Source organism: Mycobacterium sp. NGS40 (assembly GCF_059812735.1).
Map to the genome: position 1 here is coordinate 257,845 of NZ_JCALDG010000001.1, position 12,306 is coordinate 270,150.

At 67.0% G+C, this 12,306-nt stretch carries 13 protein-coding genes; 7 read left to right on the plus strand and 6 right to left on the minus strand.

Annotation, left to right across the window (positions count from 1 at the left end; translation table 11 throughout):
• The first annotated feature begins 53 nt into the window (after nt 1-53).
• A complete protein-coding gene (locus tag AC5Y5O_RS01275; RefSeq protein ID WP_096284378.1) occupies nt 54-533 on the plus strand; it encodes a VOC family protein in 480 nt (159 codons plus the stop codon).
• Nucleotides 524-1,966, plus strand: coding sequence for a flavin-containing monooxygenase (locus tag AC5Y5O_RS01280; protein ID WP_500023387.1), 1,443 nt, complete (start codon nt 524-526; stop codon nt 1,964-1,966). The genes AC5Y5O_RS01275 and AC5Y5O_RS01280 overlap by 10 nt, the downstream gene beginning before the upstream one ends.
• On the opposite strand, the gene AC5Y5O_RS01285 is transcribed toward AC5Y5O_RS01280, so the two are convergent.
• A complete protein-coding gene (locus tag AC5Y5O_RS01285; protein ID WP_243393752.1) occupies nt 1,948-3,714 on the minus strand; it encodes a CocE/NonD family hydrolase in 1,767 nt (588 codons plus the stop codon). The two genes, AC5Y5O_RS01280 and AC5Y5O_RS01285, sit on opposite strands and share 19 nt — an antisense overlap.
• 129 nt (nt 3,715-3,843) lie before the next feature.
• Nucleotides 3,844-4,335: a cupin domain-containing protein gene (locus AC5Y5O_RS01290; protein ID WP_096284384.1), complete on the minus strand. Its 492-nt coding sequence runs from the start codon at nt 4,333-4,335 to the stop codon at nt 3,844-3,846.
• On the opposite strand from AC5Y5O_RS01290, the gene AC5Y5O_RS01295 reads away from it, so the two are divergent.
• The gene (locus tag AC5Y5O_RS01295) at nt 4,334-5,071 is read left to right on the plus strand and encodes a M24 family metallopeptidase (protein ID WP_500023390.1); all 738 of its coding nucleotides are present in this window, start codon (nt 4,334-4,336) and stop codon (nt 5,069-5,071) included. The genes AC5Y5O_RS01290 and AC5Y5O_RS01295 overlap by 2 nt on opposite strands.
• On the opposite strand, the gene AC5Y5O_RS01300 is transcribed toward AC5Y5O_RS01295, so the two are convergent.
• The gene (locus AC5Y5O_RS01300; protein WP_096284386.1) at nt 5,068-5,982 is read right to left on the minus strand and encodes an SDR family NAD(P)-dependent oxidoreductase; all 915 of its coding nucleotides are present in this window, start codon (nt 5,980-5,982) and stop codon (nt 5,068-5,070) included. The two genes, AC5Y5O_RS01295 and AC5Y5O_RS01300, sit on opposite strands and share 4 nt — an antisense overlap.
• Before the next feature lie 102 nt (nt 5,983-6,084).
• Between AC5Y5O_RS01300 and AC5Y5O_RS01305 the strand changes: the two genes are divergently transcribed.
• The 4 genes from AC5Y5O_RS01305 to AC5Y5O_RS01320 all read left to right on the plus strand — a co-directional run bounded on the left by AC5Y5O_RS01305 (nt 6,085) and on the right by AC5Y5O_RS01320 (nt 10,441).
• Nucleotides 6,085-6,651, plus strand: coding sequence for a TetR/AcrR family transcriptional regulator (locus tag AC5Y5O_RS01305; RefSeq protein ID WP_096284388.1), 567 nt, complete (start codon nt 6,085-6,087; stop codon nt 6,649-6,651).
• Between the two features lie 210 nt (nt 6,652-6,861).
• Nucleotides 6,862-8,487 (plus strand): chaperonin GroEL, encoded by a 1,626-nt coding sequence (gene groL, locus AC5Y5O_RS01310; RefSeq protein WP_096284390.1) that lies wholly within the window; start codon nt 6,862-6,864, stop codon nt 8,485-8,487.
• A 231-nt stretch (nt 8,488-8,718) separates the two neighbouring features.
• Complete coding sequence (locus AC5Y5O_RS01315; RefSeq protein ID WP_096284392.1) at nt 8,719-9,585, plus strand: endonuclease domain-containing protein; 867 nt, start codon at nt 8,719-8,721, stop codon at nt 9,583-9,585.
• A gap of 31 nt (nt 9,586-9,616) precedes the next feature.
• Complete coding sequence (locus AC5Y5O_RS01320) at nt 9,617-10,441, plus strand: SDR family NAD(P)-dependent oxidoreductase (protein WP_500023393.1); 825 nt, start codon at nt 9,617-9,619, stop codon at nt 10,439-10,441.
• Here the strand turns inward: AC5Y5O_RS01320 and AC5Y5O_RS01325 are convergent.
• Genes AC5Y5O_RS01325 through AC5Y5O_RS01335 form a run of 3 tightly spaced genes read right to left on the minus strand, consistent with a single transcriptional unit; the run spans nt 10,430 to nt 12,278 of the window.
• Nucleotides 10,430-10,990: a carboxymuconolactone decarboxylase family protein gene (locus AC5Y5O_RS01325; protein WP_096284396.1), complete on the minus strand. Its 561-nt coding sequence runs from the start codon at nt 10,988-10,990 to the stop codon at nt 10,430-10,432. The two genes, AC5Y5O_RS01320 and AC5Y5O_RS01325, sit on opposite strands and share 12 nt — an antisense overlap.
• Before the next feature lie 18 nt (nt 10,991-11,008).
• The gene (locus tag AC5Y5O_RS01330; RefSeq protein ID WP_096284398.1) at nt 11,009-11,407 is read right to left on the minus strand and encodes a hypothetical protein; all 399 of its coding nucleotides are present in this window, start codon (nt 11,405-11,407) and stop codon (nt 11,009-11,011) included.
• A gap of 31 nt (nt 11,408-11,438) precedes the next feature.
• Entirely contained in the window at nt 11,439-12,278 is an 840-nt protein-coding gene (locus tag AC5Y5O_RS01335) for a PPE family protein (protein WP_096284400.1), read from the minus strand.
• Between the last annotated feature and the right edge of the window lie 28 nt (nt 12,279-12,306).

Sequence of the window (12,306 nt, forward strand, 5' to 3'; positions counted from 1 at the left end):
TCCGGAGCTGGTACTGCCCGCCTCAGGGGTCGCGCCGACGTAGAGTCGAGAACGTGATTACCGGGTTGGCCCACACCGGCGTGTGCGTACCGGATTGTGAGGCCGCAGTGGCCTTTTACCGTGACGTGTTAGGCCTGCGTGTGGTCTCGCCGCCGTGTGTGATGGGCGGTAACGCCATTCGCAACGACATGGGTGAGCTGGTGGCCGATCCCACGATGAAAGCCGCCATCGTCGGCTTCGACGACGGCAGCGACCGCGTCCTCGAGGTGATCGAATACCTCAACGTCGACGGCGGCGATCAGCGGGCCGCCGCGGCCCTCACCGATCACGGGCTCTCACACGTCGGGCTGATCTGTGCGGATCTCGAGGCCACCCGCGCCGAACTCGAGAGCAAGGGAGTCCGGTTTCTGGTGAGCGGAGTCGCCGACGTCGCGCGAGTGCGCACCAGCTGGTTCGTCGATCCGTGGGGTGTGGTGTTCATCCTGGTGGAGAAGAGCCGGCCCGGGCGACCCTACTTCGCGCAATGGGACTGAAGCCGCGCGTCGGGGTCATCGGCGCGGGCGCCGGTGGCATCGCAATGGGAATCCAGCTCGCCGAGGGTGGCTACGACTTCACCATCTTCGACCGCGCCGACGGATTCGGCGGTACCTGGCGGCACAACACTTTTCCGGGGGCGGCCTGCGATGTGCCGTCGCATCTGTACTCGTACTCGTTCGCGCTGAACCCGCGCTGGAGCAAGACCTACGCGAACCAACCCGAGATCCTGGCCTACCTGGAACGGGTGGCCACCGAGCGCGGGCTGGGCCCGCACCTGCGGCCCCACACCTCGATCACCACCGTGCGGTGGTCGGACAGCCGCCGGCGCTGGACACTCGTCACCGGTGACGGCGATGCGCACGAGTTCGACGCAGTGGTCAGCGCGGTCGGGATGCTCGACGTGCCCAACGTTCCGGATATCCCTGGGGCGCAACGGTTTCAGGGCAGGCAATTCCACTCCGCGCGGTGGGATCACAGCAAGTCGACGGCAGGTGAGCGGGTCGCGTCCATCGGCACGGGTGCCAGTGCGATCCAGTATGTTCCGGCGATCGCCCCGAAAACCGCACATCTCACCGTGTTTCAGCGAACCCCGATCTGGATCTCGCCCCGATTCGACTTTCCGTTCACGCCGGAACAACACGCGGAGTTCGAGCGCGATCCGGCGGTCGTGCAGAAGCTGCGCGACGAGGCATTCGACGCCTACGAGTCGTCCAGCTTCGACGTCGACGCGATTCAGACCCGCGAGGCCACCGAGCTCGCCCGCAGTTACCTGATGCGCAAGGTCGCCGACCCCGCGCTGCGCGCCAAGCTGACGCCGGACTACCCGGTGGGCTGCAAGCGGCCGCTGATGTCGCGCGAGTGGTACCCGACGTTCGGATTGCCGAACGTCAGTCTGGAAACCGGCGCGATCACCGAGATGACCGAGCGCGGGGTGCGCACCGCCGACGGCGTCGAGCACCGCGTCGACACCATCATCTACGGCACCGGCTTCAAAGCCGCCGACTACCTTGCCAGCATCGACGTGTACGGCAGCGGCGGCCGTGCGCTGCGCGAGGACTGGCGGGACGGCGCGGAAGCCTACCTCGGCACGTTGATCGCCGGATACCCGAACTTCTTCACGCTGTACGGCCCCAACACGAACGGCGTCAACTCGATCATCTACATCCACGAGGCGCAAACGACGTTCGTCCGCCGGCTGCTCGACGTGATGGGTGATCGCGGGGCGCGCACCATCGAGGTCACCGGGGATGCGCAGCGCCGCTACAACGACGAGATCCAGGCCGCGATGCAGGGCAAGGTCTGGCTGGCCTGTACCAACTACTTTCGCCATCCCAGCGGCAAGGTTGTCACTCAGCTGCCCTACAGCGGGCGGACCTTCTTCGAGCGCACCCGCACGATGGTGGAGCAGGACTACGCGCTGCGCGCGTGAACTACCGGCAACAGCAGCCGCGATGACGATCGAACGGTGTTGATCGTGCTGGTGCCGACGGGCGCATGCCGGAAGTCCATGATGGCCGGAACGTCGGGATTCTGGTCGTCGCTGGTGAGTGTCAACCGGATGCGGTGCCCGCGGCGAAATCGTCGGGCGTTGGGCAGCAAGGGGATTCGGTACACGACGTCCTCACCGATCGGTATCCCGACTGCTGTCCGGCACCGTAGCACCGGCGCGCCGGGACGGCTGGCGTCGTCGTCGACCTCACGCAGACTGGCCCGAAGCCAGCCGCTGGTGAGATGCTCGACAGCCGAGCCGTCTTCGGCAATGTCGGACACGGTCACGATCCATCCGGTGTCCAACGCCGTCGCCGAGGCGACCAGTCGCAGTTCGATGTCACCCGCCACATCCAAGTCTTCGTCCAGCGGCGCGGTGGTCCAGGTCAGCAGCGACGGCGGATCGATCTCACTGGGCTTGGCGCGGTTGAGTCCTGTTCCCAGGGACCAATATTCGCGACTGCCCGGCTCGCCCTCGTCGACGGCGAGGCCTGCGTCGGCGCGCAGGGCGAACTCGACATGTGAGCTGTCGGGCGGCGGCCACGACTCCTGAGCCTTCCACTCCTCGGCCACCGGCAGGAAGTAGCGGAAGGCGGGACCCTCGAGAATTCCGGTGTCCTGTCCCTTGAGCCAGTGGTCGTACCACGCGAGCGCTTCGATGTGCATGCTCTCCCACGGCCAGGTAAGGCCGTATTTGCCGAGCATCGCGACCCGGACGCACGGGCTCTTGGTCAGGTTGCGCAGCGTGGAAAAGGTCGACGGCAGGTGCAGCGGCACGTTCTCCCAATCGCATCCCAAATAGACTGGTATATCGATGTTTTCGAGCAGATCAGTCAGGTCCCGTTCGTCCCACCATTCGTCGCGTATCGGATGTCTGACGACGGCGTTCTGCCACAGCTCGTCCCATGGCCGCGGCTGATGGGGCAGTTTCATCAGCAGGTTGAGCATGCCATTGGCCGATTCGCCGTTCATCGTGGCGAACTTCTTGTGTATCGGCGCCAGATTCAGCAGCCGGCGGCCAATGGCGAAAGGTGCACTGCGGTAGAACCGGTCACTCTTGGGTGCCGTCAGCCCGAGCATCGACAAAAACGAACTGACGAATTTCGTACTGGGCAGGCCGTGGTGCGTCGCGCCATCGTATAGATCGCTGGTTACGGCGAACGGAAAGATGGCCTTGAGGTGTGGCGGTCGCTCGACGGCTGCCTCGAGTTGGGTCATGGCGAAGTAGCTGATGCCCAGCATGCCGAGATTGCCGTCACACCATGGTTGTTCGGCGACCCACTCGATCACGTCGTGCATGTCGCGGCGCTCTTGGCTGTCGAAGAAAGCGAAAGTCCCACCGGAACCGCCGGTTCCGCGCAGGTTGACGATGACGTGGACGTAGCCGCGCGGTACCCAGAAGTCAGTGGCGCCCGCCTCGATGAAGCCGGCTGGGGCGCCGAGGTCTTGTATCTGCCGGGCGTAGGGGGATGCGGCCACCAGTGCCGGAAACGGCCCGTCGGCGTCCGGGCGGTAGATGTCGGCCATCAGCTCGATGCCGTCGCGCATCGGGATCTTGACGTTTAGGTGCCGACGCGTGCCGTACTTCGGTTCGCTCAGGTTGCGGAATTCGCGCCCCGATGTCTGCGGTCCGTTCAGCCGGCGCTGGCCCGGTTCGATTCCGGCGACGCGCTTCGAGGTAGTGATCATGGCCTTCTCTCCCATTTTTTCACGGATCGTTGAAACTAGCTTCACGCTACGGTGAAACTAGTTTCAACGCAACAGGAAATTCACGCTGTGGTGAAACTTGACGTGAAAAATGCGCTAACGGCTGGCGCGTCAGACCCAGAAGTTGTCGTGCCGGACGAACCACTCGCTGCGCTCGTCGTCAGTCATGGCGGCCAGCGCGCCAAAACCTTCGAAGTACGTCTCGCGCGGCGCGCCGGGCGCGAACAGCATCAGGATCGACGCGGGTCCGTCGGCCTCGTTGCGGAAGCCGTGGATCCCGCCCGGCGGGACGTAGAGGAAATCGTGTGCGCGGCCGTCGACCCACTCGGTGCCGTCGTAGAGCTTGATCGTCCCGGACAGCACGAAGAAGGCCTCGGACATGGCCCGGTGATAGTGCGCCGGGGGTCCGCCGCCGGCCGGGGCGATATCGACCCGGTACAGGCCGTAGTCGCCGTCGGTGGCCTGCTGATTGGCCAGGTAGTGGTAGTTGACCCCGGCGGTCTCGTAATCCGGTGGCGCATCACCGCGTTTGAGCCAGGCGCTGACTTCCGGCCGGTCGGCGGTGTAGCGGGGCGATGGATACGGCGGCACGACGAGGGACATGGAATCCAGCCTGCCAGTTAGCATCGCCAGAGTGGAGGTCCCGGAAAGGGCGCCCGAAGAGGTGCGAGTAGCGCGCCTCCTGGACGCCGAGGCCAAGGCGGCGCGACTGTTCGGCGAGATCGAAGCTCGCGCGATGGTCCGCCCCGGTGTGGGGGAGCGGGCGCTGTCCGACGAGATCCGCGACCTGGCCGCGGAGATGTTCGGGGCGAGCCGGCATTGGCACCGGCGCATCGTGCGAGCCGGCGAAAACACTTTGTTGCCCTTCAAGGAGCATCCGCCGGACCGGGTGATCGGCCACGACGACATCGTGTTCCTCGATTTCGGGCCGATCTTCCAGCAGTGGGAGGCCGACTTCGGGCGCACTTTTGTGGTGGGCGGCGACCCGGCCAAAATCGCTGTCCGCGAGGCACTTCCGCGGGTGTGGCGGGCCGGGCGCGAGTATTTCGACCAGCATCCGGCGGTCACCGGAGCCGAGTTGTTCGACTTTGTCGTCGGCGCCGCCCGCGCCGCGGGTTTCGAGTGGGGCAGCCCGATCGCCGGCCATCTGGTGGGCGAGTTTCCGCACAAGAAGATCTCCGGCGATGGCGTCCAGTGCTACATCACGCCCGGCTCGCGCAAACCGATGCGGCGTGCAGACGCCGGCGGGCGGCCGTGCCATTGGATCCTGGAGGTCCATCTGGTCGACCGCCCGCGTGGTTTCGGCGGCTTCTACGAGCAGTTGCTCGACTTGGCCTAGTCGATGCGAAAGACGACGCCGGTGAGCTCCTCGGAAACCGCCCACAACCGGCGCTGCCGCTCGGTGTCGTGCGACTTGGCGCTCGAGGCGACGACTTTGGGGTAGCCGCGGGTCTCGGCGAACCCGTCGGGGCCGTAGTACTGGCCGCCGAGGACGCCCGGGTCGGTGGCGGCACGCAGCGTCGGGAGCGCGCCCATGGCCGCGTCCTGAGCGATCACCGAGAAGAACACGTTGACGAGCGGCCGGAACAAAGCGGGCGTGTAGCGGCCCAGCTCGGTGTTCGACCCGCCGGGGTGGGCGGCGGCGGCGATCGTCGTCCCGTGCGGGGCAAGGCGTCGCTGCAGTTCGTAGGTGAACAACAGGTTGGCGAGCTTGGCCTGCCCGTAGGCCGCCACCCGGTTGTAGGAGCGCTCCCACTGCAGGTCGTCGAAGTGGATATCGGCCAGGATGCGATGGCCGACGCTGCTCACCGTCACGACCCGCGATCCGGGGACGGGCAGCAGCCGCTCCAGCAGCAGGCCGGTGAGCGCGAAGTGGCCCAGGTGGTTGGTGCCGAACTGCATCTCGAAGCCGTCTTTGGTGGTTTCCTTCGGCGTGTACATCACCCCCGCGTTGTTGATCAGCAGGTCAATGCGGTCGTAGTCGGCGTTGAGCTGTCCGGCGGCCGCGCGGACGGAGTCCAGCGACGTCAGGTCGAGCTCCTGCAGCGCGACGTCGGCGTGCGGGCTCCGGGCGGTGATCCGTGCGGCGGCGTCCTTGCCCTTGTCGAGATTGCGTACCGCGAGCACTACGTGGGCGCCCCGCTCGGCGAGCGCGGCGGCGGTTTCGTAGCCCAGGCCGGTGTTGGCTCCGGTGATGACGGCGACGCGGCCCTTCTGGTCGGGAATGTCCGCTGCTGTCCACTTGGCCATGGCAAACTCCTTTACGGATAAATTAAACGGGGCGAGCGCTCCGATTGATTCGTACTATACGGAACGTGCGCCCCGCTTTGTCAACCGATGGGTGGTGAATAGATGGCGCAGCCTGAACGTCGGTTGCGTGCCGACGCGGCCCGCAACCGGGCGCGGGTACTGGAAGTCGCCTATGACACCTTCGCGGCCGAGGGCCTGTCGGTGCCCATCGACGAGATCGCCCGCCGGGCCGGCGTCGGGGCCGGCACCGTGTACCGGCACTTTCCGACCAAGGAAGCGCTGTTCCAAGCGGTCATCGAGGACCACATGCAGCACCTCGTCGACGAGGGGTACGCGCTGCTGGAATCCGCCGGCCCGGGCGAGGCGCTGTTCGCCTACCTGCGGTCGCTGGTGCTGCAGTGGGGCGCGGCGGATCGCGGCCTGGTCGACGCTCTGGCCGGTTTCGGCATCGACATCGCTGCCGCCGCCCCGGATGCCGAGGATGCCTTCCTGGCGATGCTCGACGAGCTGCTGCGCGCCGCTCAGCGGGCGGGCACGGCGCGGCCGGACATCGGCGTACGCGAAGTGAAGACGATCATGGTCGGGTGTCAGGCCATGGAGGCCTACAACGCGGAGTTGGCCGAGCGGGTTACCGACGTCGTCGTCGACGGTTTACGCGCTAAGCGATAGCCCCCGACAACCGCGGCCCCGTTCTTGCACTCGGCATGGGCGAGTGCTAAGAATGACGTTGGCACTCGCAGTGTGCGAGTGCTAGGTCGGGACGGTGAGGCCAGCTCTGGTCGTCCGTCGCGGGCACTGCGCCCGGCCAGCGTAAGTAACGGGGTATGCCGCCATCCGGCGGCCTCCGTTTCATTCCCAATCCGGAGGAATCACTTCGCAATGGCCAAGACAATTGCGTACGACGAAGAGGCCCGTCGCGGCCTCGAGCGGGGTCTGAACGCCCTCGCCGACGCGGTAAAGGTGACGTTGGGGCCCAAGGGTCGCAACGTCGTCCTGGAGAAGAAGTGGGGCGCTCCCACGATCACCAACGATGGTGTGTCCATCGCCAAGGAGATCGAGCTGGAGGACCCGTACGAGAAGATCGGCGCCGAGCTGGTCAAGGAAGTCGCCAAGAAGACCGACGACGTCGCCGGTGACGGCACGACGACGGCCACGGTGCTGGCTCAGGCGCTCGTCAAAGAGGGCCTGCGCAACGTCGCGGCCGGCGCCAACCCGCTGGGCCTCAAGCGCGGCATCGAGAAGGCCGTCGAGAAGGTCACCGAGACCCTGCTGAAGTCGGCCAAGGACGTCGAGACCAAGGAGCAGATCGCTGCGACCGCGGGCATCTCGGCGGGCGACCAGTCGATCGGTGACCTGATCGCCGAGGCGATGGACAAGGTCGGCAACGAGGGTGTCATCACCGTCGAGGAGTCCAACACCTTCGGCCTGCAGCTCGAGCTCACCGAGGGCATGCGGTTCGACAAGGGCTACATCTCGGGCTACTTCGTCACCGATGCCGAGCGTCAGGAAGCGGTCCTGGAGGACCCCTACATCCTGCTGGTCAGCTCCAAGGTGTCGACGGTCAAGGACCTGCTCCCGCTGCTGGAGAAGGTCATTCAGGGCGGCAAGCCGCTGCTGATCATCGCCGAGGACGTCGAGGGCGAGGCGCTGTCCACCCTGGTCGTGAACAAGATCCGCGGCACCTTCAAGTCGGTCGCGGTCAAGGCCCCCGGCTTCGGTGACCGCCGCAAGGCGATGCTGCAGGACATGGCGATCCTGACCGGTGGCCAGGTCGTCAGCGAAGAGGTCGGCCTCTCCCTCGAGACCGCCGACATCTCGCTGCTCGGTAAGGCCCGCAAGGTCGTGATCACCAAGGACGAGACCACCATCGTCGAGGGCGCCGGCGACACCGACGCCATCGCCGGCCGGGTGGCCCAGATCCGTGCCGAGATCGAGAACAGCGACTCCGACTACGACCGCGAGAAGCTGCAGGAGCGCCTGGCCAAGCTGGCCGGCGGTGTTGCGGTGATCAAGGCCGGAGCTGCCACCGAGGTGGAGCTCAAGGAGCGCAAGCACCGTATCGAGGACGCGGTCCGCAACGCCAAGGCCGCCGTCGAGGAGGGCATCGTCGCCGGTGGTGGCGTGGCCCTGCTGCAGTCGGCCCCGGCTCTGGACGAGCTCAAGCTCAAGGGTGACGAGGCCACCGGTGCCAACATCGTCCGCGTGGCGCTCGAGGCTCCGCTGAAGCAGATCGCCTTCAACTCCGGGCTGGAGCCCGGCGTTGTCGCCGAGAAGGTCCGCAACTCGAAGGCCGGTACCGGCCTGAACGCGGCCACCGGCGAGTACGAGGACCTGCTCAAGGCCGGCGTTGCCGACCCGGTCAAGGTGACCCGTTCGGCGCTGCAGAACGCCGCGTCCATCGCGGGGCTGTTCCTGACCACCGAGGCCGTCGTGGCCGACAAGCCGGAGAAGGCCGCCGCTCCCGTCGGCGACCCGACCGGTGGCATGGGCGGTATGGACTTCTAAGAAGTCGCATAGCGAAGAAGCCCGGTTCCCCTGGAAACCCCAGTGGGCCGGGCTTTTTCGTGTGTCAGGGCTGTTCGAGACGCAGGCAGTCGTCCTTGTAGCCCGTCGTGCCGGGCATAGGCCGCGAGTGTGGGGTGTATGGACGTCCACACAACGAAATCCGTCCACAGGTCCCACGCTCGACACCTCAGCATTGGATGATCGGTCGGCACGGCGGCCGAACATGCCGCCATGGAGGACATTCCGTTTCGCGGCAGTGAGGCGCTCGGAGCCGGTGCCATCACCCGAAGTCAGTTGCGCAGCCGCTACCGAGCGGTGTTCCGCGACGTGTACATCGGCAGGGATGCGGAGCTGACGGCTGCGACCAAGGCGCGTGCGGCTTGGCTGTCGACGGGTGCGACCTTGGCAGGCTTGTCCGCCGCCGCGGTGTTGGGGACGAAATGGCTTGACGCCGCTAAGCCCGCTGAGATCGTGCGCGGTGACCGGCACGGTCAGCCGGGCATTGTGGTCCGCAGCTATCAGCTGGCCGATGACGAGATACACACCGTCGGTGGGATGCGGGTGACGACGGCGGCCCGAACTGCTTACGACATCGGCGGCGGCCTGCCGCTTGCCGCGGCAGTCCCGATTCTCGACGCATTGCTCAACGCGACGGGTATCAAACCCGCGCACGTGATCGCTTTGGCCGATCGGCGCCCGGGATGCCGCGGCGTTCGGCGGCTGCGGCTCGCGTTGGCACAGGCCGACGGCGGTGCGGAGTCACCGCAGGAGACCAGAGTGCGGTTGCTGCTCGTCAACGCCGGACTTCCAAAGCCTGAGACGCAGATCGAGTTTCGGGACCTGCACATCCGGGTCGACATGGGATGGCGCGAGTGGCAGCTCGCCGTCGAATACGACGGTGTTCAACATTGGGAGAACCGATATCAGCGGTCGTGGGACATCGAGCGAATCGCCTTGCTAGAAGCGGCCGGCTGGGCTGTGGTCAGAGTCAGCGCTGAGATGCTGTCGCGTCGGCCAGAGGCGATCGTTCAGCGCGTGTGGGACAAGCTTCGCGAGCGTGGGGCCTATGGACGAATTGACGGCTGTCCCCGTACCTAGGGCCCACACTCGGCGTCCTAGGGTAATTCGCGTGACTCTCCCACCTCCCGCCCCCACCAGCACCGCCGTCGTCACCGGGGCGTCGTCGGGCATCGGCGCCGCGATCGCCCGCGAGCTCGCCGGTCGCGGGCACGGCGTCACCCTCGTCGCGCGCCGCGAGGACAAGCTGCGCGAGCTGGCCGACGAACTGGCGAGCCGGGTTCGCGTCGAGGTGGTCGGTTGCGACGTCGCGGATTCCGCCGCTCGCGCCGGCCTTCTCGGCGAGGTCGAGCGTCGCGGGCTGACGGCCGAGATCCTGGTCAACAACGCCGGCATCGGCACCATCGGGTCGGTGACCGACGCGTCGGTCGACGACGAGATCGCCCAGGTCCGGGTCAACGTCGAGGCCGTTATCGACCTCACCACCCGCGCGGTCCAGCAGATGGTGCCGCGCGGGCGCGGTGCAATTCTCAACGTCGGATCCACCGCGGGCTACCATCCCTTCCCCGGCCAGGTCGGCTACGCCGCGACCAAGGCGTTCGTGATCAGCTACACCGAAGGACTGCGCGGCGAACTGGCCGGCACCGGTGTCACCGTCGCGCTGCTCAACCCCGGGCCGGTGCGCACCGACTTCCTGAAGAACGCCGGCATGGACGAGCGCAAATTCGCCGACGCGTTCCCGAAGTTCATGTGGCTGCCCGCCAGCGAAGTGGCGCGCGCCGGAATCGACGCGCTCGACGCCGACCGCGGATCCGTGATCCCCGGGCTGCCAAGCCAAGTCAGCACCCGGCTGTTCCAGTTCATGCCGCGACGTGTGCTGCTGCCGCTACTGAAAAAGCAGCATCCCGGCCTCAAACGGGACCGCTCAGCGACCTAACGGCCAGCGCCGCATCCAGCCCTCCACCGGAAGTGCGAGCGCGTTGCACAGCGTGCAAATGGTGCGATACCAGCCGACGGCCGTGAGCAATTCGATGCGCTGCTCGTCGTCGAGGTCGCGGCCCAGCGCGGCCCACGTCGCCTCCGACCACGAACCGGTGCGCTCCAGCTCGTCGACCGCCGCGATCAGCGTCCGCTCGGCCGGGTCCCACCGCGGGTCGTCGGGGCCGCCGGTCACCAGCGCGTCACACTCGTCGTCGCTGACTCCGGCGATCGGTCCCCAGAACGCCGCCTGCCCGCCCCACTCGTACTCGCAACCGACCAGCGCGCAGCTGCGCAGGATCGCGATCGTCCGGGTCCGCGGAGGCAAAAGCGCTGCGATATAAAGGGATTCACCGAGCTTACGCAGCCGGCCGGCCAGCGCTGGATGGCGCTGCAGGCAGCGCACCAGCAGCAGCGGCTCATACGAGCGGTCGGGGTGGCCCCAGCTGTTGATGCTGTGGGCGTCTTCCTCGCTCCACGGCGGGGCTAGCGGCGCGACGCGACTCATGCGACTGACTGTACGAGGTCACGCCGGCAGGGAGAACACCACGCAGTCGTGCAGGGTGCCGGTGGCCGCGGAGTCGGGATCGGCGTCGCGGTGCAGGAGCGCGCGGGTCGGCACCACATCCAATCGGACTGTCTCGGAGTCGGACTCGGCGACTTCGGCGTGGCCGTCGACGATCAGCGAATAGCCGCCCGGCTCGCGCGGCGGCCACAGCAGGGTGACGTCGCCGCGCCGGCTGAGGTTTTCGCGGGTGCGGCCGCCGATGAGTCCGACATCGAGGACGGCGCCGTCGCGCAGCCGCGGCTCGACCGTCACGGTGTGAACGCGGTATTCGTCGTCGACGGTGATCAGGTACGCGAACGGGAAGTCGGGCAGGGCGGCGGCCAGCCTGTCCAGATCCACCCTCTTCTTGGTGCGCATGATGTCGAGGATAGGCGCCGCGGGCGTGTCGTCAGTCCGCCGTCAAACCCGTCGGTATGGTGCCCGAGCCCAGATTGCTGAGCAGGCCCAGGTTCGCGGTTCCCGGGTTGAAACCGGTGCCGGCGGTCGGTGAGTTGAGCAGGCTCGCGCTGAAGTCCGCCGAAGCCGAACTGCTCGGCACGGTATGGGCGAATCCGGTGCCGGGGGTGTCGGTCAGCCAGGACCCGATGTGGCCGCCGGTGTGATCGAGACTGGCCAGTGTGTTGATGTGGTGCGCCAGGCTTCCGGTGCCCGAGTGGGGTCCGAAGATCAGGTCGCCGTTGTTGAATTGCACGCCGAGGTTCTGCATGACCTGCTGCCAGGGCGCCAGCTGTTCGGCGGCCGCCGAGGCGTCGGCGTGATAGCCGGACATCGCTGCCACGTCGGTGGCCCACATCTGTTCGTAGGCGGACTCGATGTCCATGATCGTGGGGGCGTTTTGGCCCAGGTGGTTCTGCGAAGCCAGCGCCCGCACCAACGCGCGGTTGGCCGTCACCACCGCCGGCTGCACCGTGGCCGACAGCGCCGTCTCGAAGGCGCCCGCGATGGCCGAGGCCTGGCTGGAAGTCGCCTCGGCCTGGGCGGCCGCCGCCTTGAGCCAGCTCACGTATTGGGTCGCGACGGCCAGCATCGCCGACGCCGAGGGACCCTGCCACGAACCGTTGGCCAGATCGGAGGCCACGGAGAAAAACGAGGACGCGGACGAGGCCAGGTTCTCGGCAAGCCCATCCCAGGCTTCCGCGGCAGCATGCAGCGGCGCCGATCCAGGACCGGCGTAAAGGAGGGCCGAATTGATCTCTGGCGGCAACCACGCGTAATGCGGGCTCGTCACTGCAATAACTTAACCGGGACAGGGCCTT